At 44.7% G+C, this 24,020-nt stretch carries 28 protein-coding genes; 25 read left to right on the top strand and 3 right to left on the bottom strand.

Annotated elements, in window-relative coordinates:
• Window positions 1-58: 58 nt before the first annotated feature.
• The 5 genes from C1A07_RS12545 (at window position 59) to C1A07_RS12525 (ending at window position 5,877) form a co-directional block, all read left to right on the top strand.
• Window positions 59-595, top strand: a complete 537-nt coding sequence (locus tag C1A07_RS12545) for a DUF5697 family protein (RefSeq protein WP_180952254.1) — start codon at window positions 59-61, stop codon at window positions 593-595.
• Window positions 596-1,258: a DUF6100 family protein gene (locus tag C1A07_RS12540; RefSeq protein ID WP_101877397.1), complete on the top strand. Its 663-nt coding sequence runs from the start codon at window positions 596-598 to the stop codon at window positions 1,256-1,258.
• 139 nt (window positions 1,259-1,397) lie between these two features.
• Window positions 1,398-2,354 (top strand): hypothetical protein, encoded by a 957-nt coding sequence (locus C1A07_RS12535; protein WP_330399523.1) that lies wholly within the window; start codon window positions 1,398-1,400, stop codon window positions 2,352-2,354.
• A 179-nt stretch (window positions 2,355-2,533) separates the two neighbouring features.
• Window positions 2,534-4,447, top strand: a complete 1,914-nt coding sequence (locus tag C1A07_RS12530) for a VirD4-like conjugal transfer protein, CD1115 family (protein WP_101877396.1) — start codon at window positions 2,534-2,536, stop codon at window positions 4,445-4,447.
• A 29-nt stretch (window positions 4,448-4,476) separates the two neighbouring features.
• The gene (locus C1A07_RS12525; RefSeq protein WP_101877395.1) at window positions 4,477-5,877 is read left to right on the top strand and encodes a S1 RNA-binding domain-containing protein; all 1,401 of its coding nucleotides are present in this window, start codon (window positions 4,477-4,479) and stop codon (window positions 5,875-5,877) included.
• Window positions 5,878-5,953: 76 nt separating this feature from the next.
• Here the strand turns inward: C1A07_RS12525 and C1A07_RS12520 are convergent, their stop codons facing one another.
• From C1A07_RS12520 to C1A07_RS12510, 3 genes are all read right to left on the bottom strand, one after another.
• A complete protein-coding gene (locus tag C1A07_RS12520) occupies window positions 5,954-6,424 on the bottom strand; it encodes a GNAT family N-acetyltransferase (protein ID WP_101877394.1) in 471 nt (156 codons plus the stop codon).
• 95 nt (window positions 6,425-6,519) lie between these two features.
• Window positions 6,520-7,467 (bottom strand): nucleotidyl transferase AbiEii/AbiGii toxin family protein, encoded by a 948-nt coding sequence (locus tag C1A07_RS12515; RefSeq protein WP_180952253.1) that lies wholly within the window; start codon window positions 7,465-7,467, stop codon window positions 6,520-6,522.
• Window positions 7,460-8,221, bottom strand: a complete 762-nt coding sequence (locus C1A07_RS12510; protein WP_101877392.1) for a type IV toxin-antitoxin system AbiEi family antitoxin domain-containing protein — start codon at window positions 8,219-8,221, stop codon at window positions 7,460-7,462. Before C1A07_RS12510 ends, C1A07_RS12515 begins: the two co-directional genes overlap by 8 nt.
• A gap of 270 nt (window positions 8,222-8,491) precedes the next feature.
• On the opposite strand from C1A07_RS12510, the gene C1A07_RS12505 reads away from it, so the two are divergent.
• The 20 genes from C1A07_RS12505 to C1A07_RS12410 all read left to right on the top strand — a co-directional run bounded on the left by C1A07_RS12505 (window position 8,492) and on the right by C1A07_RS12410 (window position 23,996).
• Window positions 8,492-8,953 (top strand): DUF4320 family protein, encoded by a 462-nt coding sequence (locus C1A07_RS12505; protein ID WP_330399522.1) that lies wholly within the window; start codon window positions 8,492-8,494, stop codon window positions 8,951-8,953.
• An 8-nt stretch (window positions 8,954-8,961) separates the two neighbouring features.
• The gene (locus C1A07_RS12500) at window positions 8,962-9,462 is read left to right on the top strand and encodes a hypothetical protein (protein WP_101877391.1); all 501 of its coding nucleotides are present in this window, start codon (window positions 8,962-8,964) and stop codon (window positions 9,460-9,462) included.
• Window positions 9,463-9,546: 84 nt separating this feature from the next.
• Complete coding sequence (locus C1A07_RS12495) at window positions 9,547-10,128, top strand: DUF6550 family protein (RefSeq protein WP_101877390.1); 582 nt, start codon at window positions 9,547-9,549, stop codon at window positions 10,126-10,128.
• A gap of 189 nt (window positions 10,129-10,317) precedes the next feature.
• Window positions 10,318-11,928, top strand: a complete 1,611-nt coding sequence (locus tag C1A07_RS12490) for a hypothetical protein (protein ID WP_242972315.1) — start codon at window positions 10,318-10,320, stop codon at window positions 11,926-11,928.
• Entirely contained in the window at window positions 11,903-12,400 is a 498-nt protein-coding gene (locus C1A07_RS12485) for a prepilin peptidase (protein WP_101877388.1), read from the top strand. Before C1A07_RS12490 ends, C1A07_RS12485 begins: the two co-directional genes overlap by 26 nt.
• A 12-nt stretch (window positions 12,401-12,412) precedes the next feature.
• Complete coding sequence (gene cpaB / locus C1A07_RS12480) at window positions 12,413-13,252, top strand: Flp pilus assembly protein CpaB (RefSeq protein WP_101877387.1); 840 nt, start codon at window positions 12,413-12,415, stop codon at window positions 13,250-13,252.
• Window positions 13,253-13,273: 21 nt separating this feature from the next.
• Window positions 13,274-14,068, top strand: coding sequence for a hypothetical protein (locus tag C1A07_RS12475; RefSeq protein WP_101877386.1), 795 nt, complete (start codon window positions 13,274-13,276; stop codon window positions 14,066-14,068).
• A complete protein-coding gene (locus tag C1A07_RS12470; protein ID WP_101877385.1) occupies window positions 14,052-15,422 on the top strand; it encodes a CpaF/VirB11 family protein in 1,371 nt (456 codons plus the stop codon). Before C1A07_RS12475 ends, C1A07_RS12470 begins: the two co-directional genes overlap by 17 nt.
• Window positions 15,423-16,355: a type II secretion system F family protein gene (locus tag C1A07_RS12465; RefSeq protein ID WP_101877384.1), complete on the top strand. Its 933-nt coding sequence runs from the start codon at window positions 15,423-15,425 to the stop codon at window positions 16,353-16,355. It abuts the gene before it with no gap.
• A complete protein-coding gene (locus tag C1A07_RS12460; protein ID WP_101877383.1) occupies window positions 16,352-17,230 on the top strand; it encodes a hypothetical protein in 879 nt (292 codons plus the stop codon). The genes C1A07_RS12465 and C1A07_RS12460 overlap by 4 nt, the downstream gene beginning before the upstream one ends.
• Before the next feature lie 51 nt (window positions 17,231-17,281).
• A complete protein-coding gene (locus tag C1A07_RS12455) occupies window positions 17,282-17,503 on the top strand; it encodes a DUF6133 family protein (protein ID WP_101877382.1) in 222 nt (73 codons plus the stop codon).
• A 97-nt stretch (window positions 17,504-17,600) separates the two neighbouring features.
• Window positions 17,601-17,975, top strand: a complete 375-nt coding sequence (locus C1A07_RS12450) for a hypothetical protein (RefSeq protein ID WP_242972314.1) — start codon at window positions 17,601-17,603, stop codon at window positions 17,973-17,975.
• A 25-nt stretch (window positions 17,976-18,000) separates the two neighbouring features.
• Complete coding sequence (locus tag C1A07_RS12445; RefSeq protein ID WP_177276391.1) at window positions 18,001-18,405, top strand: zinc-finger-containing protein; 405 nt, start codon at window positions 18,001-18,003, stop codon at window positions 18,403-18,405.
• 15 nt (window positions 18,406-18,420) lie between these two features.
• Window positions 18,421-18,999: a sigma-70 family RNA polymerase sigma factor gene (locus tag C1A07_RS12440; RefSeq protein WP_101877380.1), complete on the top strand. Its 579-nt coding sequence runs from the start codon at window positions 18,421-18,423 to the stop codon at window positions 18,997-18,999.
• 59 nt (window positions 19,000-19,058) lie between these two features.
• Window positions 19,059-19,754: a hypothetical protein gene (locus C1A07_RS12435; RefSeq protein WP_101877379.1), complete on the top strand. Its 696-nt coding sequence runs from the start codon at window positions 19,059-19,061 to the stop codon at window positions 19,752-19,754.
• Window positions 19,755-20,035: 281 nt separating this feature from the next.
• Window positions 20,036-20,446: a single-stranded DNA-binding protein gene (locus C1A07_RS12430; RefSeq protein ID WP_101877378.1), complete on the top strand. Its 411-nt coding sequence runs from the start codon at window positions 20,036-20,038 to the stop codon at window positions 20,444-20,446.
• A 122-nt stretch (window positions 20,447-20,568) separates the two neighbouring features.
• Window positions 20,569-21,384, top strand: coding sequence for a DUF2273 domain-containing protein (locus tag C1A07_RS12425; protein ID WP_101877377.1), 816 nt, complete (start codon window positions 20,569-20,571; stop codon window positions 21,382-21,384).
• A gap of 36 nt (window positions 21,385-21,420) precedes the next feature.
• Entirely contained in the window at window positions 21,421-22,491 is a 1,071-nt protein-coding gene (locus C1A07_RS12420) for a DUF932 domain-containing protein (RefSeq protein ID WP_101877376.1), read from the top strand.
• A gap of 42 nt (window positions 22,492-22,533) precedes the next feature.
• On the top strand, window positions 22,534-23,361 hold the full coding sequence (locus tag C1A07_RS12415; RefSeq protein WP_101877375.1) for a hypothetical protein: 828 nt from the start codon (window positions 22,534-22,536) through the stop codon (window positions 23,359-23,361).
• Window positions 23,362-23,459: 98 nt separating this feature from the next.
• Window positions 23,460-23,996 (top strand): sigma-70 RNA polymerase sigma factor region 4 domain-containing protein, encoded by a 537-nt coding sequence (locus C1A07_RS12410; RefSeq protein WP_101877374.1) that lies wholly within the window; start codon window positions 23,460-23,462, stop codon window positions 23,994-23,996.
• Window positions 23,997-24,020: the final 24 nt, after the last annotated feature.

The raw sequence follows: 24,020 nt of genomic DNA, 5'->3' as shown, positions 1-24,020 counted from the left end.
CCTGAGCGGATGACGCATAGATTACGCCTTTTATACGCAAAGCAAGGAGGTGAGGCTTTTGAAAACCCGCTCAGACCTTTACAGCCGGGAAGCGGCTGAACTGCTCCGGCTGATTACCATGTACCCAGGCATTCTGGAACTGCAGCTTATCCGTTTCTTCCCTGGAAAAGAGACCAAGATAAAAAATCTTCTTTCCCATCTGAAAAAACAGGGACGTATCCTTCTTAGAGAAAATGGAAGCTATTCTGCTCCCGATGTCGGCTCTGATCTCCGTCATGACGATATGGAAAAGGCAGTTTGGGTTCTTCTGGACTTTGCAGACAAAGCAGAGTTCCACTCTGTAAGCGAATTTCCTGTCAAAATCATGTTTTTTGCTGATGGGGAGCTGTACGAGATTATTCAGGTTCCCGCTGGCAGTGAAATCCTGATTACTCAAGCTTTGCCAAAAATCAGGGAACACTGCGGTCGCCGGATTGTTTTAGTGGACGAACCGGAACAGATCCCGCTCCTTGATTTTCCAGGCATAGCGGGCTTTTGCACAACCGATAAAGCCGGTCAGGTGCATTACTATAAAAGAATGAATGGAGGATTGTAATTGAACAGAAACCTGCTCTCCCGCCGGATTGGAGAGATTTTAAATAACCTTTCACGCTTAAAAAGCCATATTTGTGCAATGGACTCATTGGACATTCAGCGTTATCCGGAAAATTATGAAACCATGTCAACGGAGGCGGCTCTCAGGGCAGAAAAAATTGCCTGCCAGCTCAGAAGCCTTCTTTATGCATCCACCAGTATTCCCAAAAAGGACTATCTGGTAAAAGCCAGTGAAGCCCATGATGTGGAGATTTTTTATGAGGACGGGATCATGACAATCACCCTTCCCCGTCTTCTTCCCAAGAAGAAACAGCGGCAAAGCAGTATTTTTCTCTTAGACCCACTTCATGCGGCTCTGGAACACTATGCAGCAAAACATCCCGTCCCCCGTTATCGGGAATGCGTGGTATGCATTTCCCATGTATACGATCATGAACTGCCTGACTGGTGTTTGCTAGATTACGATAACCTCCAGCAGAAACATCTTCTGGATACCATTGCGCTCCATGTCATGATCGATGATACAGGGCTGCTTTGCGATGCTTACCACACAACGGAATTGGGGGATAAAAACTGTACCTGCGTCTATATCATGGACAAAAAAAGATTTCCTGACTGGCTGGCGGAACGTGAAAACCGGTTAAAATCCATATCAGATTTTTAAGGTTTTCCCGTTCTTTTTTTCTGATATGCCAAAAAAATGTGAAATAGACGAAAACAGCTGGGTTTTATCATCCACACAACAACCGGATTTACCGAAGTCTTTAGCCGCCTCGGTAAATCCGAGGAAGGAGGAAATACGCTTGCGCTTTTCTGAACTGCTCCCCAGAAGTGATACCCAGAGCTATATGCTTTTGGAGCTAACTGCCATCTGCGGCGAATTTCCTGCAGATTTGCTCTCCCGTCTCCCCGGAAGTGACAGCTATAAAATGACCATCATCTGGGCACTGAAACGGGATAAACTCTTAAAAACCTACTACAAGGACAGACTCAGGGGCTACCGGCTGGGAACAAAAGCCAAAGCCGCTCTTTTGGAAGCCAATCCAAAGCGTTTTTCATTCTACCTTACTGGAAACGCGGATACGAACATGCTTAAGAGCGAATTTTCACGCCGTCTAAGGCTGCACCGACTTGCAGAAATATATCTTCTTATGCAAAAGTCCGGTATTGCCATTTTTCGTGATGAAAAGCCACAGATATTTTCTCCGGAAGGTTCTGCTGTGGAAACCATAGCTTTTCCGGCTTTCTACAGTTCCCGTGAGATAAAGGAGCTTGGGCTTGAAGCCATAAAAATCCGAAGTTCCCGCATGATGGGCGTTGTTCTGGCTCAGTCCGGTATTTTTCTTACCTACAACAGCGGTTCATCTACAGCCAAATGGGACTATCGGGCAGAACAGCGTACAAAATCCCTTTTGGAGATTCTTCTATGCCGGCAGCGCCTTTCCCATCAGTACGCCTGTCACTCCGTCAGCGGACTTTTGGTCGGTCATGGAATGGAACCTGTTTTTCAGCTTCTTACCAGCGCAGATTCCGGCACCCGCTGTTTTTTTCTTCTGGATGGCAATTATGAGCACTTTTATTATCTGACAAACGATCACCATGGCGAGGTGCTTCTAAGACTTTTATGCTGTCCTGAAAAAACTGCTGCATTAAACAAAACCCTTTCCCTTGATCTGTCCCCGAAAAAAACGGATTGGATCATTGAGAATGATGGCTTTGACAATCAAGGCAGTGCCGTACTGTTCGGATATTTTTTTTGATATTCCCCGAATTAACCGGTTCTGTTCTGCACTCCAGATACAGGAACGCACAGGAACCATTATCTGCTTTGACTTCCAAAGTGAAGTCCTCTTCCGCTGCTTTGGGAACCGGATTTCACTTCAGACAATCAGTTTTGAAAAATTTGAAAGGAGGTTTTTCCATCAATAAACGAAATCTATTGAAATTTTTACTCTTTGCGCCAACAGCACTCATTGCTGTTTTATATGCCAGCGGCTATCTGGCTCAGCTGATCGGCAACTATGCTCTCTGGCAGCAGGGCGGCGGCTATCCGGGAGATGGTACTTCTCCTGCGGCCGCGTCGCCTCATTTTTTTACCTGCCTGACTGCCGTATTTCGCCCTCCCTATGGTATTTACGGAATCTTCATCTGTATCGGGCTTCTGGCTGTTTTAGTTCTTCTGGTCATGCGGATGGGATACAGCGATACTGGAGAATATGAGCAGGACCGGAATTTCACCTATTCTGCCAAAGGAACCTATGGTACATCCGGCTGGATGAACCGAAAGGAAATGGCAGGAGTTCTTGATCTCATCCCAGATCTTCGCCGCCACCATGGGGTTGTTCTGGGACTTTTAGATGGCAAGGCAGTCTGTGTACCGGAACAGACGCGGCTCAACAGCAATCTGGCTGTTTACGGAGCCAGCGGTTCCATGAAAACACGTTCCTTCTGCATGAACCGGATTCTTCAGGGCGTATCCAGGGGAGAATCCCTGATTATCTGTGATCCGAAATCAGAGCTGTACGAAAAGTCCAGTGAATACCTACGTGAAAAGGGCTATACTGTTCGGGTTTTTAATCTGGTGAATCCGGAAAACTCCGATTCCTGGAACTGTCTTGCTGAAATCGAAGGTCAGGAGCTGATGGCACAGCTTTTTGTGGATGTCATTATAAAAAATACCGCCAACGGAAATAAAGGGGATCATTTCTGGGACTCTGCCGAGATGAATCTGTTAAAGGCTCTGGTCCTGTATGTAGAAAAAGGCTATCCGCCGGAAAGCAGCAACATGGGGCAGGTTTACCAGCTGCTGACACTCCACTCCGAATCCGCTTTAAACAGTCTGTTTGATGTGCTTCCAACCAGCCATCCGGCAAAAGCTCCTTACAGCCTTTTCAGACAGGCTTCCGATACAGTCCGCAGCGGTGTCATTATCGGGCTTGGGAGCCGTCTTCAGGTATTCCAGTCTGAACTGATTAAAAAGATTACGGCTAGGGATGAAATTGACCTGGAACTGCCAGGACAGACTCCCTGCGCCTATTTCCTTGTTACAAGCGATCAAGACAGCACCTTTGATTTCCTTGCCTCCCTGTTTTTATCCTTCGTTTTTATCAAGCTTGTCCGTTATGCGGATAAAAACTGTGAAGGCGGGAAACTTCCGGTTCCCGTCCATGTGCTGGGGGAGGAACTGACTGCCTGCGGTACGATTCCGGATTTATCCCGCCGTCTCAGTGTCATCCGATCCCGTAACATTTCCATGTCCTGTGTGTTTCAGAATCTGGCTGGCCTGCAGAACCGATATCCACAAAATCTGTGGCAGGAAATCCTGGGAAACTGTGATGTCCAGTTATTCTTAGGCTGTACCGATCCGCTTACTGCCGAATTTGTATCTTCCCGAACCGGACTTGCAAGCGTGGCCGTTTCCAGCCAGTCCAAACAGCTGGGAACCTGGCGAATTTCCAACTATACTCCAGAATTCAGGGAAACCAACGGCGTAGGAAAACGACCAGTGCTCACACCAGATGAGGTACTCCGCCTGCCAATCGACCAGGCGCTTGTAATCATCCGTGGAAAGAAAATCTTAAAGGTGGACAAAATGGATTATTCCAAACATCCGGAATACCCGAAGCTGCGCTCCTGCAAGGCTTCCGCTCATATACCGGAATGGCGCCGGATGGAAATAGAGAAAGCCAGAGAACCCGAAGCCCCTCTGCCGCCATCTTCCAAAAAATCAGTCCGGCGCAAAGCAAAGCCTGTGTCTTCAGAGGATTCCCCTGTTTCCCCTAAAAAGACTTCCCAGCGTCCGGAGCCGCCATCCGGAATTATTTCTGCAGATAAAGACTCTATCATGTCTTAATCTATAAAAAAATTTAAGGAGGATTTATTATGGCAACAAAGAAAAAAGAATTATTGGAACAGGAATCTGTATCCATGGAATGTGAACTGAATACCGAAGAGGTTTCTCCTGAAATTTCCCTGGAAGCTACTGATGAAGCAGTGACCTCCCCTGCTACTGACAGTACAGAAAACGAACCGGATCTGGATGAACTTTTAAGTATCATGGATGAGGGCGCCGAAGCTTCCGCCCCCAGTGACCCCAGTGAATCAGCTCCCCCTGAATTATCTGAAGCAAATCCGATAATCGAACTGGAGACTGGTGATCTCCCTTCCGATACTGCTACTGAAACAGTTTCTGTAAAACCAAAACGGACAACCAGAAAGAAAGCGGAGTTGGCAGAAACAGAGCAGGCGATTCAGACACCGGATTCAGAAACAGAATCCGATACTCCTACAGACAAAGCAATGTCCAATGCTCTTGAAGAAAGCTCCGAAGCTGCTCCGACAGAACCAGAGACTTCCAGCAGAAACCGAAAAACAGAGGCATCCGTACTTACCATTGAAAGCCGGGGCGCAGTAGAAACTGAGGAAACCCGTGAGGATGTCATCTGGCACGAAATACACAACGCATACCGGACCCGAAAAATCCTGACAGGACAGCTTGGCGGTATCGAACAGACTGATGCAGGAAAAACCATTGCCATCGTAGATTATAAGGGATTCCGGATTGTAATCCCCTTAAAAGAAATGATGATCAATCTGGGGCGCAGTCCTTCCGGTCAGGAATATACCGAATTGATGCTCCGGCAAAATAAGGTTCTTGGAAATATGCTTGGCGCAGAAATAGACTTCATTGTAAAGGGTATTGACTCCAGAAGCCGCAGCGTTGTGGCAAGCCGTAAAGATGCCATGCTTAAAAAGCGTCAGATCTTCTATCTGGACACAGATGCCTCCGGTCTATACCGCATCTATGATGGGCGTATCGTTCAGGCGCGTGTAATTGCTGTGGCAGAAAAAGTTATCCGGGTGGAAATTTTTGGAGTAGAATGTTCCATCATGGCCCGCGACCTTGCCTGGGACTGGATTGGGGATGCACATGAGCGTTTTTCCGTAGGCGATCAGGTTCTGGTTCGGATACTGAGTGTCCGCCGTGACAGCCTGGAAGACATTGGCGTGAAGGCAGATATCAAGAGCGTATCCCAGAATACCAATCACGACAACCTGAAAAAGTGCAGAATCCAGAGCAAATATGCCGGCAAAGTTACGGATGTGCATAAAGGTGTAGTCTACATACGCCTGTCCAACGGCGTAAATGCTGTAGCCCACTCCTGCTATGATTACCGCACTCCCGGCAAAAAAGATGATGTCAGCTTTGCGGTAACCCGTCTGGACGAAGAAAGGGGTGTTGCTGTGGGAATCATCACGAGAATTATCCGGCAGAATCTGTAAACAAAAATCAGGTAATCAGCTATCTTCTTAGATGGGCTGATTACCTGTAAAAAGGTAAAAAACTATACTTACGCCTTCACAAAATATATTCCATCTGTCTTTCCTTTGTTTTCATCCCCATCTTTTCATAAAATTTCTCTGCAGAAGCATTTCCAGTCCATACATTCAATGTTACTTCATAGCATCCCAATTTCTTTGCTTCCTGTTTTACATATTCGAACAGACTTTCACCTATATGCTGTCCCCTCGCTCGTTTATCAACGCATAAATCATCTACAAAAAACGACTTGAACTGCACCATATTATTTGAAAACGGCTGTTCCTTCAATTGACAGAATGCGTACCCCAAGCATATATCTTCCTCATTCACAGCAACATATATCGGCTTTTCTTCACTTCTCAAAAGCTCCGTCAGTTCGCATATGGTATATTTTGTCGTACCAGGAATAAAAATATCAGGTTTTATATCTGCATGAATTTGCAATACCTGCCCTAACAACTTAAGAATTCTGGGAATGTCTTTTTCCTCTGCTTTTCTAATATCCATTTTATTTGTCCTCCCACTCAAATTCAAATTATAAAACAGTTATATCCCCCCAAAAAATCCACAGTATCGGAATAGTGCAATCGTACTGGACATTTTTAATGTTCCAACATTTTCCATAATGCCATTGGAGGCTTTTCAATGCGCCTAATAATCCGTTTATCTTCAAAAAGCAGTTCCGGTATATACTTCTTATTTTTAAATTGTTTAAGAAATTCTTCCTCCTCTACAGTAAGAACCATCAACTCCGTCAAAAAGTCCTTTACATGGCTTTTGATTTTTTCAAGATCAACAAATTCACCTTTTTGAATAACCGGAAGCAAATCGCTTCTTATCTTTCTAATGCTAATCCGGTCAATCCTATTCACATCATACTTTTCAGGAATTTCTTCCTGTGATATCGCTGTGTAAAATACGATTGATTTTCTCAATACTTCAAAATCTTCTTTGGGGAATAATTCCAAACGAACCATATTATATGTATCATAAAGGTCTCTGGCTGCAGAACGGCTAAGCAATGCATTAATTTTTGCCGCAAAAAGTTCTATTGGCTGAAGAACTGTAATCATATTGTCAGTATGAATCACATCTGCCAAAATTGGCTTATCTTCTGGCTCAAACAAATGACTTCTCAACGAATAATTTATTTCTATTTTAATATTGTCTCGCATGCCTCCCAAATTCACATAAGAAAACACAAATGAATCTAAACTATGACGACTTTTACTTTGAGGACTTAAAGTATACCCCTGTGTCTGCATATAAACATTTAACTCGTCTGATATTTGTTTTCGTTGGATCATCATCTCCTCGCGCTTTTCTTCTGAACAATAATCCAAATCAATATCAACGGATAATCTTGGTAGATGAAAAACGGTCAGGTTAATTGCTGTTCCCCCTTTAAGAACCAGGCGTTTTTTCATAATCGAGTTACTGTTAATATAATCCAAAATCTCGCTTAGCCGGATGACCTTTTCAAGTGTATCTCGAATAAAATTTTGCCTGGATGCCATTTCAGCCAACTCTGCTTTCGTATAATTAAACAAATGCTTCTCCTCCTTCATTTATCAACTGCAATATATTTTCTGGAACACACAAATTCCATTCTTTTACAAACATATTTTTCTCATCTTTTAGATCATGGTACAAATATCGCGAACTGTTTCCCATATTTGCTTTACAAAAAGAAAAAAAAGAACTTGATAATTTTATTCGTGGAAAAAAGGATAAAAGATATCCTGCTTTTTGTGACAAAAATTGATTGTGATACTTTCCCAGATATGCAATCAGTATGTCTTCATTAATTACTGTGATCATTTCCAGACAACGTAACAATTCTTCAAGACCGCCAATTTTGTCAAAATCCTTTATGCTGTCAAGAATCGTTCGCTCTAAATCAGTTACCTTAATTCTTTTTTGTTGTACTATACCAAATTTTCTCGTATTTTCAATGCATCGGTACCACCGACCATCAAAATCAAATTCTCTGAATACTCGCTCTGTAGAAACAAAAACATCTGAAAAAACTTGATTGGTAAGCCCATAAAATTCTAAGGCAGAATGATGGGAAATATAACTATCCGCTGTTATTGCAGAAGCAATTTCAAAAGGAGAAGCCACAGGCTCTTTTGTTTCAAGACTAATAACGACATAATAATTGCGTCGAATTGATTGTAGCAATCCTTTTTTCTTTAGCATATATAGTATATTTCTTGTCTTTTGCTTGTCTCCCAAAATCTTAACAGCATCGTAAAAAGAGAAACATTTTATTTGTAGTAATTTTTCATAGTATTCAAGCAACGCTTTCCCCTCCTTTTCTTTAATTTTACTTCATTACTCTTTTCATTTCAAGATTATTGCAAAAAAAATAAAGTTTTTTAGTTTTCTTTCTATTTTTTCCATAAAACAACTTTTAATAAAAATTATTGCCAACTATATAAATCAGCACACCTCTGGCATAACATTGGCACATTTTTGCTCTTTCCCCGTAAATCCATACCTGTTATACTATGTATAGTCAAAAATTTGTAAAGCAGCCGTTCCTCATGGGACGGCTGTTTTTATGTAAAGGTGGTGGTTATTATTTTTCAAAACAAAATCCGCAAGATTCTGAAGGATGACAGTGGGGAAGCCAATTATTTCAGCACCATGGTCTTCATCTTCATTGCGGTACTACTGCTGGCTTTTATCATTGATCTGTTTTCCATCATTTCCACGAAGCAGGAACTGGATCACTGTGCAGACCAGATGGTAAAGCAAATTCAGCTGTCAGGCGGTCTAAACACGGAAACAGAGGAACTGTTTGACTTTCTCTGCTCGCAGATCGAAGGTGCTGATAACATTTCCTATTCGATTGATGCGTCCTATAAGTCTCCTACCCCTTCTGGAATGCATAAGGCCATCCAATTGGGAAATCCATTTTATATTACCATTGAAGGTGATGCAAAACTGGGAGGCTTTTGGAACTTCCGGCTGATCCAACTGCGAATCGTTGCCCGCGGCGCCGGTGTCAGTGAGCATTATTGGAAGTGAGGTGGACAATGAAACAGATTTATCCAACAATCCGGAAAAAAATCAGTAATGACAGAGGAGATATTTCCATCTTTACCTGTTTTTTTGTAGCAGGTGTTGTAATGCTGATTTCCTTTTTACTGACTTATGCTTCTGTCCGGATTACATGCATCAATATCCGAAATGGTGCAAAAATGGAATTAAACAATTTAAGCGCCAGTATTTATGCTGATACCTTCCGTTCCCAGAGAGAAACTAATTTCAGCGAATATTTAAACACGCTCTATTCCGACAGTTCCTACACAGACATGCTGGAAGATATGGTTACAGAAGGTCTGGCAGAAAAACTCCCCCTCTCAACAGAAGACTATCAGATCCGCAACATCAGCCTGGATTTTCATGTGGATGGGGATAGGGTGGAATATGTTTTTTCCTGTGATGCTGAATTCTATGTCTTTATGTTTGGCCGCTATTATCCCACTATCACACAGCAAATTGAACTGACCGGTTACCACAACACCAAATTCTGACCTGCCGCACAAAGCATTTTGTTGAAAACAGGCTTCTTTAAGCGTAAAGAAACTATAAACAGAAAAAAGGAGATGAAACAATTCATGAAAAAATTTTTTAAATCAAGAGGATTTCTGGTTTCCACACTTACACTTTTCTGCATTGGCATCCTTATCGCCTGCTGGTATGTGAGCAGAGACCAAACTGCTGCCTTTCAGCCAGAAGAAACACCCAGCGTTGTCCAATCTCAGGACTGGAAGGAAAACCAGGGAGCTTCTGAAAGCCATATGGAAGAAACAGAAAACTTGGAAGCTTATGTTCCGCCAAAGGATTCGGATGTGCAGGAATCCCTAGATACATATCCAGTTGTGTCCGAAGTATCTGAGAGTGAAGTCTCCATTGATTTCACTCCGACAGAAACACCAGCAGAAACACCTCCTGCCCCACCAGAAGGAAAAACTCTTCTGGAAGATGCAGGACCGGAACATCCGGTCAATCCTGCCCCCGAAGTCACTTCCCCTGAACCCGAAACCTCTGCCAATAACGAACCAGTAGCAGGTGATACCAATAAAGACGGAGCCATTTATGATCCCGTATTCGGCTGGGTAGTCCCTGGTCAGGTAAATCAGTCCACCATGGACAGCGATGGCGATCCCAATAAAATGGTGGGAAACATGGGAAACTGATATCCCTTTACAACAGAATCCAGAAAAATGGAAAGTCGTCACTTTACAGTGGCGGCTTTTTTCTGGATTCCAATTACATTACAGAATGGAGCGTGATACACTTTGAAACGATTTCTCTCCCTCCTTAGCACCATTGTCTTTCTGCTGTGTATATCTTCTTTTTCCGTCTTTGCAGCAGGAGAAGGAAATATGGACGGCGGCGGAGGAGGTATGGGGCAGGGAACCTCAACCAACTTCTGGTCTACAGGAAATGATGGCGTCCGGGTTACCGTTGTCCAGGCAGAATCAGGAGCTTCTGTCGGCTCTATCGTAGATTTTGCCAATCGGGCACAGCCGGCAACTGTCCTTCATTTCGGAAAAAACAACAAAATCCAATACCGAAACGGCACAGCTCTGGCCTTGCAGTCCGGAGCTGCATACAACTGCATACAGCCGGCTTATTCCATGCCACCCATCATAACCAGCCGAAGCAAACCTGCTGATATTGAGGTCATCAAACGGTACTTCTGCTCGGAATACGCCTGTATGATGGTGGCAGACGCAACCGGAGCCAGCTATGAAAAGATGCTCTCCGGCGAATACAAGATCCTTCTGGAACCCATTGCCTATGTTACATTTAATGGACAATATTACTGCTTCACTGCTACGGAAGCTGCTCTTTACGACCAGCTATCCGGCGGCAGCCTGCGTAGCATGCTCCCTACTGTAGCGTTCCAGAACCTTCCGCTTGCCCTGTTTCTGGAATACAGCGACCTTGGTTTTTCTGCATGGACCGGTCCGCGCTCTGGAATCCAGTCCAATGCCGACATTATCAATACCCTGGGGATTGGCATCGTCTGGTTTGATAACCTTCCTGAACAGCCAGAAGATTTTGAAGCCCCCGATGTGGAATATCGGGTAGATACAGATGTTATTACTGCCGTTACCCTGCGGACGGATCGTGACCTGACACCGGATAATCCCGCCTCAGTAACTTTTCGCATCATGGGACGTACTTACAGAGTGAATGACATTGTGATTCCGGAAGGGGATTCTCAGGTAGTGTGGGTCAAATGGCATACCCCCAGCACCCCGCAGACCATCACGATCTCTGTTTCCGTCCGGAGAGCCACTACAGTACAGGATTCCCTGACAGCAAAAATTGTGGATCTGAACGAAAATCCACCGCCCGATCCGCTGGCAACAGATACCAGTCCTGGTTATACCGTTCCCTCCCTTCCTTCCAATCCTCAGAAGCTTACCGCCAACTGGGGGGTATGGAGCTGCTACTGGGTTCCTGTCTGGGAATGGTGTGACCATGGGGACGATGAGGGGCACTGGGTTGATAATGGATACTGGGAGTATGAGTACAATGGATACTCCGCTTCTATTTCCGGAAGCATGACGCTGATGCCGGATGACATTGTACCTACTGCTGAAGGTAAGGATATGAAGAGCGGTTATGGAGTTAAAACAGATGTACGCGCTGTGCTGTCCACAAGTTCACCCTCCGGTCACTATACGAATCCACAAACAGCGTTCGCTGTTTTTCCGGAATTCCAGTATGAAACCTATTTACGGCTTTTGCAGCGCGTTTCCAGCGGACGCAGTGCAAAATTTACCTTTCAGCCAAACGAATACTCCACTTATAACCGGAATGTTCATTTCACCCCCATATGGTTTCCAGATAATACCCGCTTCGTGGTATACACTCAGGTATGGGATGCATGGACACCGGATGGCATGCTGTCTGTCAATCTGAATGACTATGTATCCATCCATCAAAGTGTATTCGATGACTGGTATACGAATCGTGAATAATACTGTAATATCTTTGTATGAAACTTTCATCCTTTGCGGCATCGCTGGATTTGCCGCATATGATTTGGAAAAACGGCGGGTGCCTGACAGGGCTCTCGCCTTTTTTTGTCTGGCTGCACTTCCCGCTCCTTTTGTGCATGCCTGGCCCTTTACGGGATGGCCCATCTGGTTTTTATATAGTCTTTCTTCTGTAATGGGTGCCGCTATCGGATTTTTAATCCTTTTGTCTGCTTCCCTGTGTTCAGAAGATGCCAGAGGAATCGGCGGCGGCGACATAAAACTGGCGGCAATCATGGGATTCATTTATGGTCCCACACGAATGATCGCCCTGCTTCTTGCCGCCTCTGCCCTCTCCATTCTTGCAGTGTTCCTGTTTTACCGGAAACATCTGAAAGAACCTGTTTTCCTTCCATTTGTGCCATTTCTTGCAATGGGAAGCCTTCTCATTACCATGAATACTTTTATCAGATAGGAGAATGACCACATGAAACTGAATAACCGTTTTCTTTTTGGCATACTGAGCCTTCTTTTATCAGCCGTCATTGCCTTTGTCGCCCTGCCGACCATCGCCCGGCAGACCAACGGAAAAACTGAAATCGTCCGGATAAAAGAAGCCATTTTACGAGGGGAACAGCTGACCGCTGACCGTTTGGAAGTCGTAGAAGTAGGAAGCTATAACCTTCCCCCAAATATCGCCCGATCCATAGAAGATGTAAAAGGGCTTTATGCTACTGCAGATCTGGCGGAAGGGGATTATATCCTGACGTCTAAGATCAGCATGACTCCCGTTTCCTCGGATGTCATACTAAACAGTATTCCGTCTGGAAAAACTGCCATCTCTCTGACAGTCAAAACCCTGGCCTCCGGTCTTTCCGATAAGCTTCAGCCAAATGACATCATCCGTATCTACCATTTTCTTGATACAGCGGAGGAGGTACCGGAGCTACGCTTCGTAAAAGTTCTTTCTGTTACCGATTCCAAAGGAGTCAATGTGGACAACTCAAAAGAACTGACCGAAGAGGAAGAAAAACAACAGTCTGCAACCATTACCGTTCTGGCAAGTCCGGAACAGGCAAAAATTATTACCGCACTGGAAAACGATGGTGTCGCCCATGTAGCGCTGATTTCCCGCAACAATGACCAGTTAGCAGAGGAACTTCTGGCAGAGCAGGATCTTGCCCTTCAGGAAATCTATTTTCCAGAAACCCTGGAACCTGCGGAAGCCTCTATGGAGTCCTCTCAGGAAGAATCCGCTGAAAAGTCTGACGAAACCCTTGAAACCGAGAACCTATCCCCTGCTGAAACAGAAACAGCCGCACCATAACATTGGAAAGGAGGATTTCATATGGCGAAAATCATTACCGTCTGGGGCAGCCCTGGAAGCGGAAAGTCCATGTTCTGCTGTATCCTTGCAAAAGCCCTGACCCGTGACAAAAGGAAGGCTATTCTTATCAGTGGCGAAATCAGCACGCCTATGCTTCCGGTCTGGCTGCCGGATCAGATTGTTGAAGCCAGTGCATCCATTGGACAGGTACTCAGCAGTGTGGAAATTGATACTTCTCTGGTTGCCAGTCATGTAACAGTATTAAAAAAATATCCATTTATTGGTCTCATGGGATACTGCGCCGGCGAGAATCCCTTGAGCTATCCGGAAGTCAATTATCAGATGGTTCTGCAACTGATTACCGCAGCAGCAAAGTTGGTAGATTTTGTGATTCTGGACTGCGGTCCCAATATGACCAATGTATTTACACCAGCATCCATTGAATCCGGCGACCTGATTATCCGTCTTCTGACTCCAGATTTGAAAGGAATCAACTATTTAAAAGCACACGAGCCGCTACTTCAAGACAAACGCTTCCGATACAGCGATCATATGACCTTCGCCGGCATGGCACGCCCCTTTCACGCATTTGATGAAATGGGATACCTGATAGGCGGTTTTGACGGTCTGCTGCCCTATGGAAAGGAAATCGACCGCTGTGCCACAGAAGGCGGCATGTTCCAGGCAATCAAATACTGCAATTCCAAGTATACCGCATCTTTAAATAAGATACTGGAAGTTCTGGAGCAAATGGAACTTGCCGATCAGCAGGAAGAAAACATCTGCAGGGAGGATGAGCATGAACAATTTGAATGATATTTTCTTTACCCCTGCCGCCAGTGAAGGACTTACTTATGAAAAGGTACTGGAGGATGTGCAGCGGTATTTTTCTGAAAACCATGCTTCTACCATTGCAGAAGCCGGCGAAGGCAATACGCTGCGTGCGGCGGCGGTTCTGAAAGAACTGATGATCCAGTATCTCGTCAAACGTAAATATGCCATTGACGGATTCACGACGGAAGAACTATGTGCCAGACTCTATGAGGATATGGCAGGCTATTCGTTTTTGAAAAAATGGATCTATAAGCCCGGTGTTGAGGAGGTAAACATCAATGCCTACAATGACATTGAAGTAATCATGAACAGTGGGCGCAGCATTAAAATTCCGGACAAATTTTCTTCTCCCCAGCACGCCATTGATGTGGTGCGCCGGATGTTAAATGCCTGCGGTATGGTAATCGATGATACCATGCCTTCAGTCATTGGTTTTTTGGACAAGAATATCCGTATCTCTGTGGATAAGACACCCATTGTTGATCCGGATGTGGGGATAAACGCCTCTATCCGCATTGTAAATCAACAGACCGTATCCGAGCAGAAGCTGTTAAATTCCGGAAGCGCCACAGCGGAGATGCTTCATTTTCTTACTGCATGTATCCGTTATGGCGTATCTGTCTGTATCGCCGGCTCTACCGGTTCCGGCAAAACAACCATCATGGCCTGGTTATTATCCAATGTTCCCAACAACCGCCGCCTGATTACCATTGAAGAAGGAAGCCGGGAATTTGACCTGATTAAACGGGATGAAAACGGCAATATTCTGAATTCCGTCGTCCATCTGCTGACACGTCCCCATGAAAATCCGTCCATGAATATCAATCAGGACTTTCTCTTAGAGCGTGTCCTCAGAAAGCATCCAGATGTGATCGGTGTTGGTGAAATGCGCTCCGCGGCAGAAAGCTTATCTGCGGCAGAAAGTTCCCGTACCGGTCATACAGTCTGTACGACTATCCACTCCAACTCCTGCGACAGCACTTACCGCAGAATGATGACACTTGCCAAAAGAAAATATAACATGGATGATTCCATCCTGATGCAGATCATGGTGGAGGCTTATCCGGTGGTAGTCTTTACCAAACAGCTGGAAGACCGCTCCCGAAAAATTATGGAGATTATCGAAGGAGAAGACTATCAGGACGGTCATCTGCTCTACCGCTCTCTATACAAATATGAAGTGGTTGACAATGTGACAGATGCTAATGGCGAAATCCATGTAATCGGTCATCACAGCAGATCCGGACAAATTTCCGATGCCTTAAAAAAGCGGCTGCTGGACAATGGAATTTCTCATAAGGAATTGGAAGAGTTCATGGGAAAGGAGGCGTATTAGTTGCATTGGATTTATATCATCTGCTTTTCTTTACTCAGTGCTGGTCTTTTTGCACTGTTTGGCGTGAAACCCAAGGATTTATCAGATGTCATTTTCCGTTCCCAGAGAAAGACCGCTACTCTGACGGACGAGCTGAATGTCCTAATGGGAACGCCGGCAAAAGGATTCTTCAACCAGGACTACGAGATCAAACAGATTTTAAAGGACACTGGGCGAGCTGACCGGTACGAAGCCATTACCCGTCTGACCTTGATTCTGTTTGCTGTAGGTGCTGTTTTGGCGCTTTTAATCAACAATGTATATATGGTTCCCATATTGGGACTGGGATTTTCTCTGATTCCCATTTGGTACCTCCGAAGTACAGCAGCCAGCTATAAAAAGCATCTGAACGAAGAACTGGAAACCGCAATCTCCATCATTACGACCTCCTATCTGCGGACAGAGGACTTGATCCGCTCTGTGAGAGAAAACCTGCCCTACATCAATGAACCGGTCAAAGCAGGGTTTGAAGCATTCGTTTATGAGAGCGAACTTATCAATGCCAATACCACCAGCGCCATCAACTCTCTGAAAATGAAGATTCCCAACAGGGTATTTCATGAATGGGCAAACATTCTCATTCAATGTCAGTCTGACCGCTCCATGAAAAACACACTGCCAACCATCGTACAAAAATTTTCTGATGTCAGGGTCGTGCAGTCGGAGCTGGAGGCTATGATGCAGGGACCGAGACGGGAAGCAATTACCATGATGTTTCTGGTGATTGCTAACATACCATTACTGTATTTCCTTAACAAAGACTGGTTTCATACCCTGATTTACACCACGCCAGGCAAAATTGCTCTGGCAATCTGTGCAGCCATCATTCTGTTTTCGCTGACACAGATCATGAAACTGAGCAAACCGATTGAATATGGAGGTGACGGTACATGACATTGCTAGCACTGGTTTCCATCATTCTTTTCGGTTTTGCCGCTTATAACCTAAGCTGTGCCTTTGTGGACATTCCAACCGGCAGGACATCTAAAATGATGATGCTGGCAAGAAAACAGCGGGGTACCAAAAGTGAAAAGCTGCTGGATGTTTATATTACAAAAATAGCAACATTCATTGCCCACTTCCTGCGGCTCGACAAGCTGCAGCGCAATAAACTGCAGGCATCCCTTACGATTGCAGGGCTTTCTATAACACCAGAGGTTTATACTGCCCGTGCCTGGGTAACCGGCGGAGCAGTTGGTTTGTGTGCAATTCCCATGGTATTTTTCATGCCGTTGTTTGTCCCTGTTATCATCGGTCTTTCTGTGGCTTTATGGTTTTCTTCCTACTATGCCGCATTTGATTTTGTCAAACGCCGACGTAAACTCATTGAGGCAGAAATCCCCCGTTTTGCCCTTACCATTGGGCAGAACCTGGAAAATGACAGAGATGTTTTAAAAATCCTTACCTCCTACCGCCGTGTGGCAGGAAAGGATTTCGGCGCAGAGCTTGATCAGACCATTGCCGATATGAAAACTGGCAACTATGAAAATGCCCTGATCCGATTTGAGACCCGAATTGGAAGTCCCATGCTCTCTGATGTTATCCGAGGGCTGATAGGAGTCCTACGCGGCGATGACCAGCGGATGTACTTTAAAATGATCTGCTTCGATATGCGTCAGATCGAACAGAATAACCTGAAAAAAGAAGCAGCAAAACGACCAAAGAAGATTCAGCGCTACTCTATGATGATGTTGATCTGCATTATGATTATTTATCTGGTTGTGCTCTGTACGGAGGTTTTAAGCTCTCTGGGAGGATTCTTTGGTTAAGCAGCGGCTTTCTTTATAATCCAACTACTTAAATTTTGAAGGAGGTTTCTCATGAAAAAAATGACTTGTTCCCTTAGCAGCAAATTCCATCGTCTGGTAAATCGTACCTGGATGGCAGTCTCTAATCAGCGCGGCGATTTTTATATCTCTGATGCTGTAAAAATTATTATTGCGGTCGTGCTGGGCGCTCTGCTTCTGGCAGCATTGACGCTTATTTTCAATGATACCGTCATCCCACGAATCACACAGGAAATCGAGGGGCTATTTAGTTAAATTTCTTTTATTTCGGGGAGCTGGCTTGCAGAAAAAGGAAGCCAGCTCCCCTTTTTCTATTTAGATTTTGAAATGTGCGGTAATGGAGGTAAGAACATTGAAACAGCAACCTTGTAACTTGTATTCGTTTTTAAAAGCTGTCCGCGGAAACTGGCATAATTCGATTTTTCTAAACTGCAGCCATAATCCTTGTCCATATGGTCAAACGAAGCTTTGTGAAGGATATTTATTTGCTTCCAATGCAGATGGCAGCCCTCTCCTTATGCCAGTGGAACGATTTCAAGAAGCAACCGGAGAGTCTATTTCTTTAGAAGAATGCCGCAGTGTGCTTGAAATACAGGCATTTGAATCTGCCTATTCTTTATACATTGAGTGGCATACTCTCTCTCCTTACGACTGCCCTCTAAAGCAGCTTTGTCAACTTTCGGATGTTTCCTGTAAAGCAGCGTCAAAAGACGCAATACCACCGTAATCTATACGCATCGGAGGTGAAATCCATGAAGAAATATCAAATCAACTGCCCTTACTGCGGTTCTCCTGCTATCTGCCGACCAGCCAGCACGGTATATGGGAATGCTGTCAGAGTCAAAGGCACTTATCTGTATCTTTGTTCCCGCTGGCCTGCCTGCGATTCCTATGTATCCGCCCATAAAAAGGATCATCGTCCTATGGGTACTCTTGCTAATGGCAATCTGCGCCATAAGAGAATCTTAGCACACCGCGCTCTGGATGACCTGCAAAAGAGCCGCCATATGGATAAATGGGCTGTTTACTTATGGCTCCAGGGAAAACTGAATCTGTCTGAATCCCAGATGCACATTGGAATGTTTTCCGAGGATATGTGTGATCGGGTAATCGCAGTCTGCCAGCAAAATATCTCCAAACATAAAAAAGCCGCATGAGGGAGGTGAACAATTATGAAAAAAGAAATCCGTTTAACAGAAATGCAAAGAACACTGGTAGAAGAACATTTATCTGTTGTCCACTGGACGATTCGTAAACATATCCATGTAAATGAATCTATCTATGGCATGGGGTATGACGACCTGTTTCAGGAAGGCTGCATCTGGCTTTGTCATGCCGCTGTCTCCTATCACGCCGAACAGGCTCTGTTTGCTACTTACGCCAAAACAGTTGTCCGAAACGGACTGATCTCCTATTGCCGCCAGCTATGCAGAAAGGAAAATCATTTTGTAAGGCTGACCATCGGAGAACATGGGGAGCTTTCAACAGAAGATTTCATTCCGGATCGTTCCGATACCTTTCACTCTTATTTTTCAGTTGTGGAAACTCTTGATTTTCTGGAATCCTTTGCTCCAAATTACCATGGAGTAGCAAAGCTTGGCATTGAAGCTCTGGAACTGAAAATCAAGGGTATGAGTGTAACGGAAATCGCCCAGCTTTATCATGTACCGACCTCCCATGTGGGCGCATGGATTTCCCGTTCTGCGCAAAAGCTTAGAAACGATCCAAACTTTTTATCCGGAATCCTGTAAGCTGTTGAAAATCAGAACCAGATAACCGTATAGAATAAATGAGAAGGAGGTATCAAGCAATGGCTACAAAATCATTATACACTGCTGTGGGACGTTTTGAACGCAGGAAAAACGGATGCGGACGTAGCTGCCCTGTTATTATTTTAGGCGGCACCGAATATATGGTGGATATGCAGGAAATGGTCATCTGGACCATTCTGAACTGGCGAATCTCCAGAAAGGAAGAAATCCGCACGCTCTATCAAAATGCCTGTCTGGATTCAGAATTCATAACAAGCCGTACCTGGGATGCCTGTGTCGAACGTCTGCTTACACGGGGACTTCTGGTTTGCGGAACTGGAGAGACCGAATACGATGCCCTTTATGATCTGCTCTCCACATTATACATTATTCCGGCAGATGGAAGCATATTCCTGCGGTTGTTTTCCTTTTGTAAGCTAACCCTTATTCAGCATGTTCCCCTTGCTGCTGCCCGTAAGCTTTTTCAAAAAGACTGCCGGACTGCCAGAGAAAAACAGGTGATACATCTTGCCAGACAGGCGCTGTTATCTACTGCAGAAATAATTAAATGTATCGAAAAAGATATCCGGTGTCTGCCAGACGGATACAGCATTCTGGAAGGGCTCTATAATGACCAGGATACGACCAGTGACAATATCAGCAGTCTGGTAAAATCCGGTTCCTGCACAGAATCCGTAACCCTGGCCGTTGCCAATTTATATCTACGCCAACAAATTATTTTTGAAAGGATCTAATCGTGTAATTAATGCCACAAAACGAACCATATCTTGTGATAGAGCCGCTGCATATATCTATATATTGTATATATAAACTTGACACATACATAATGTAGTGTTATACTCATCTTGTAATTGATTTTTGTGCACTCCCCTACAGGGATCTGCAGAATTTTATCTGCATTGCACACGCTGTTAAGTTTGTATATAAGTGTCAGTGGTATTTCCATGCCTTTTCGCATTGGATTCTGCTGGCACTTTTTTTATAGATATCAATGCCAATGGCAGAAAGGAGTGTTATGGCACAGATTTTTTTATTCGGTCAGGTGGAGAACGATCTGGAAGTGAAAAAAAGCCAGAAAAATTCTTCCTATGTCTGCTTCTATGTAAAAGAACAGGCAAGCGGCCGAAGCCAGTCCTATCAGGTATGGGCATGGAACACTGACGTTTCACGCCTTATCCAACTGGGAGTAAAAAAAGGAAGTCAAATTTGGATTACCGGCACCCTGCAGATGGTGGATGCTACGGACAGTCAGGGAATCATAAGGACGAAGATTTTGAAGGTATATCTTACCAACTGGGGCTATATTTCCCTGCGTTCTCCTACACACAGTCATGTAGATTCCAAAAATGAGCCCTTAATTCCAGAAGCTGTATCCACATCCCCAGCGGAGATTCTGGACGGCGATCGAGACTTCCTGCCGGAGTAAAAAAGACTTCGGTAACATAAAGAGGAACTATATCAGGTTATTTCAGAATGAACGAAAAACCTGTATGGTTCCTCTTTTTTTATTTCTGTAAAAATTATCACAAGAAAGGATGAAACCAACAAATGAAACAGGAAAAAATTCTATGGAGCAGTATTAGTATTCTGATCGGTGCTGTAATCGCAATCCTTGCTCTGGTACGGGGCGCATGGCAGTCTGGACTTTTAATTACCGTGTTTACCCTATGGGGATTATGGATAATCGCAGTTCTCCTGCTGCCCTATATCCACGAAGCCAAATGCCGACAGAGACGAAAACAACAGATTAAAAAGCGGCAGCAAGAGGGGATTATCCCTGTGACTCCATTACAGGCTCCACTGATTACCGGAGAACCGATAGAGAGTCTGCTACTCCATCATGTCAATCACCGAATCTCTTCCTACCTCCAATCTGCCTATCCAGATGTGAAATGGGAATGGTGCGAAAAAAAGCCAGAACAGCTTGCCCTTCATGGAGGCGTCGGCCGCATTCGTGTTTTTGGTGTTTCTGACTTTGATCATGCGGACATAACTCTGGATCAGAATGCCAATATTCACTGCGATATGATTAAAATCGTTCCTTTGCCCGGTGAAAATGAAAAGGAAAGCATTGGAGGTAATATTCCTCCCAATAAGCAGCCTGTAGATCCCCAGATCTGGTACGAGGTACAGGGGCGTAATGTATTGGAATCTCTGATAACAGACCTTAATTCACGCGGTCACAGCAGCCTGACGCTTCATGAAAATGGAGATATCTGTGTCGTGGAAAATGCGGATGAGATTCCCAAAAAGCATCTGTCCAACTTTCCAGAAAAAGTTTACTGGTCCCGTCTGGTCCAGGTTCTGGAAAGCAATGGACTGGCTGCCGAAGTTACCACGCAGGGAATTCATGTTTCCTGGTAAACGGTCAAATAAAAATGAAAGGAGTGGAGAATTCGAATGAAAGAAGGATTATCTCTACAGGAAATGGCTGCGGAGATTGAACGTCAGAGCAACCTTAAAGAAGATTATCTGGTGGATACACGAAATCTTCAGATGGAATCTTTCGGTTCCCAGGTCTATCTCCATATGCATGAAAACGGCTCTGACATCTTAGAACCGCTGGAAGTCAATCCGATTGCCCACCGGCAGCTTGGCACCCATTTAAAGATTCCGGCGGCCTACTATGACCGGATGCTTACCAGCTATCCGGAACTCCTCACCAAAAATGTCAACGCCTGGTTTCAAAAGGAGCCCTCAAAGCGTATGATCCGCACACTGGGCGGGACGGCAAGAGCATTCCTAAGCAACCGCTACCGCCGCATCGACAATCTGGATATTGCCAGAGTGGTTCTTCCCATTATTGGTCAGATGAATGGTGCGCGGTTTGAAAGCTGCCAGATTACAGACAGCCGGATGTATATCAAGGTGGTAAACACCCGCCTTGAGGCAGAAGTTGTCCCAGGTGATATTGTACAGGCTGGTGTCATTATCAGTAACAGTGAGGTCGGACTGGGCTCCGTTTGTATCCAGCCTCTGGTTTACCGTCTTGTGTGCAGCAACGGCATGATTGTCAATGATGCGCAGACCCGCAAAAATCATGTTGGACGTGTCAATGATTCTGACGAAGGCTTCCTGCTCTACTCGGAAAAAACGCTTATGGCAGAAGACCATGCATTTATCCTGAAAATCCAGGATACTGTAAAGGCCGCTGTGGAGGAAGCCCGCTTTTCCCAGGTGGTCGGGTTAATGAAACAGGCAAAAAATACGCCCATGAATACCCAGGACGTCCCTGGCATTGTGCGTCTTGCCAGCAAAGAATTTCACATTACAGAGGATGAAAGCACTGGTGTTTTACAACATCTCATTGAAGGAAACGATCTTTCGCTGTATGGATTATCCAATGCAATTACACGTCACAGCCAGGATGTTGAAAGTTACGACAGGGCTACCGAACTGGAAAGCATCGGATACGATATCCTTTCCATGCCGCCCAGACAATGGAACCGAATCAACCAGATGGCAGCCTGACCAGTCTGCCAGATTACAACTATTTATATTGGAGGAAACACTATGTATAATCAGAATGAAGCTTTAATGAATCATGAAAATTTCGTACTTCCCGCTATGGTAGAGAGCGATTTTACACCAGAAGAACTGGCTGAAGACATGGAAGGCATGCAGATGAGCTTTCAGCGGGTAAAAATCCCATCCGGCGGCATGCTGCAGTTTGAACTTCCCTCTGACGATCCGGACAATCCGGATTATGCAAAAAATCTGGAAGGAGTCATCCTTTACAATCATTCCAACAACGCTTACTGGGCGGAAGGAAATGAGTATGATGACAATACAGCGCCTCTCTGCTCTTCTGTTGATGGAAAGAACGGAATTGGAGAACCTGGCGGTCTCTGCGCTGCCTGTGCGCTTAACCAGTACGGTACGGCTCCCGAAGGGAATGGAAAAGCCTGCAAAAATATGCGGATTCTTTATCTTCTCCGAAGTGGCGATTATATGCCGCTGCAGGTAACTCTTCCTCCAACCAGTCTGAAGCCGTTTAAAGATTTTATCAATCAGTCATTTATGCTTCGTCGGCGCGCTACTTATGGAAGCGTGGTACAGATCGGACTTAAAAAGGCAAGCAATGGAACCAACGATTACAGCGTTGCCACATTCCGCCGCCTGTATGATTTTGAAGGAGAAGAGCTGGCACAGATTCGCTCTTATGCCAATAGCTTCAAGGACCAAATCAAACTGATATTACAAGAACGGGCTTCCATCAACGAGGAACAGCGTCCTGATATTTGTGAATATCACAGCGAAGAAGCTCTTCCAGTCCAGGCTGGTGAAAGCTTCTGCATTGGCAAAACCATTGATGGCGAACGAGAAGCTCTACCCGCATAATAAAACCTTTTGTGGGATACCCCACAATTCAAGTCAGCAGGACACTTTCGGAAACTTCCGAAGGTGTCCTTTTTATTTTGGGGAGGAGAGAAAGCCGTATGCAAAATATACCTTTAACTCCGGAACAAAAGACTTTCGCAGCAGACAATCATGGACTGGTATATAAGTTTCTGAATGAAAATCAGTTGCCGGAGGACGAATTTTATGATGTTGTGATTTTCGGTTACCTGCGTGCTGTTCGCCGTTTTTTTGTAGAAACAAATCTTCAAAAATACAGTTTCTCAACAATTGCTTGGAATTGCATGCGTGTAGATTTATTCAATTATAATAAAATGTATTTTCGAAAAAAACGGAATGCTGAAACTATTAGTATCCATCTAATTCCGCATGAAAATACTCTTCCAATAGAGGAAACTCTTGCTAAACCCGATGAACTCATGCTGCAATTAGAGACAAAACTTCTTCTGCACGACCTGGCCGGCCGCGTATCCAGGCAACAGATGGACATGATCCGTCTGAAAACCAGCGGTTACAGCATCCGGGATATTGCCCATATCCAGAAGATTCCCATGAAATGTGTAAAAGAAGCCTTAGAAGAAGTACGGCAAATTTTAATAAAACTTTGCTATGAATAATGCGCAATAAAAGGAGGTCTGAAC

The sequence above is a fragment of the Lachnoclostridium edouardi genome, from assembly GCF_900240245.1.
GTDB classification, from domain to species: Bacteria; Bacillota; Clostridia; order Lachnospirales; family Lachnospiraceae; genus Lachnoclostridium_A; species Lachnoclostridium_A edouardi.
This window is presented reverse-complemented; position numbering and strand designations above follow the sequence as displayed.

Bases quoted from the DNA above. Each gene is read 5' to 3' on its own strand.
- C1A07_RS12525 (WP_101877395.1), top strand. From the start codon at position 4,477: ATGGCAACAAAGAAAAAAGAATTATTGGAACAGGAATCTGTATCCATG.
- C1A07_RS12520 (WP_101877394.1), bottom strand. From the start codon at position 6,424: ATGGATATTAGAAAAGCAGAGGAAAAAGACATTCCCAGAATTCTTAAG.
- C1A07_RS12500 (WP_101877391.1), top strand. From the start codon at position 8,962: ATGAAACAGATTTATCCAACAATCCGGAAAAAAATCAGTAATGACAGA.
- C1A07_RS12495 (WP_101877390.1), top strand. From the start codon at position 9,547: ATGAAAAAATTTTTTAAATCAAGAGGATTTCTGGTTTCCACACTTACA.
- C1A07_RS12490 (WP_242972315.1), top strand. From the start codon at position 10,318: ATGGACGGCGGCGGAGGAGGTATGGGGCAGGGAACCTCAACCAACTTC.
- C1A07_RS12485 (WP_101877388.1), top strand. From the start codon at position 11,903: ATGACTGGTATACGAATCGTGAATAATACTGTAATATCTTTGTATGAA.
- cpaB (WP_101877387.1), top strand. From the start codon at position 12,413: ATGAAACTGAATAACCGTTTTCTTTTTGGCATACTGAGCCTTCTTTTA.
- C1A07_RS12475 (WP_101877386.1), top strand. From the start codon at position 13,274: ATGGCGAAAATCATTACCGTCTGGGGCAGCCCTGGAAGCGGAAAGTCC.
- C1A07_RS12470 (WP_101877385.1), top strand. From the start codon at position 14,052: ATGAACAATTTGAATGATATTTTCTTTACCCCTGCCGCCAGTGAAGGA.
- C1A07_RS12460 (WP_101877383.1), top strand. From the start codon at position 16,352: ATGACATTGCTAGCACTGGTTTCCATCATTCTTTTCGGTTTTGCCGCT.
- C1A07_RS12455 (WP_101877382.1), top strand. From the start codon at position 17,282: ATGAAAAAAATGACTTGTTCCCTTAGCAGCAAATTCCATCGTCTGGTA.
- C1A07_RS12445 (WP_177276391.1), top strand. From the start codon at position 18,001: ATGAAGAAATATCAAATCAACTGCCCTTACTGCGGTTCTCCTGCTATC.
- C1A07_RS12440 (WP_101877380.1), top strand. From the start codon at position 18,421: ATGAAAAAAGAAATCCGTTTAACAGAAATGCAAAGAACACTGGTAGAA.
- C1A07_RS12435 (WP_101877379.1), top strand. From the start codon at position 19,059: ATGGCTACAAAATCATTATACACTGCTGTGGGACGTTTTGAACGCAGG.
- C1A07_RS12430 (WP_101877378.1), top strand. From the start codon at position 20,036: ATGGCACAGATTTTTTTATTCGGTCAGGTGGAGAACGATCTGGAAGTG.
- C1A07_RS12425 (WP_101877377.1), top strand. From the start codon at position 20,569: ATGAAACAGGAAAAAATTCTATGGAGCAGTATTAGTATTCTGATCGGT.
- C1A07_RS12420 (WP_101877376.1), top strand. From the start codon at position 21,421: ATGAAAGAAGGATTATCTCTACAGGAAATGGCTGCGGAGATTGAACGT.
- C1A07_RS12415 (WP_101877375.1), top strand. From the start codon at position 22,534: ATGTATAATCAGAATGAAGCTTTAATGAATCATGAAAATTTCGTACTT.
- C1A07_RS12410 (WP_101877374.1), top strand. From the start codon at position 23,460: ATGCAAAATATACCTTTAACTCCGGAACAAAAGACTTTCGCAGCAGAC.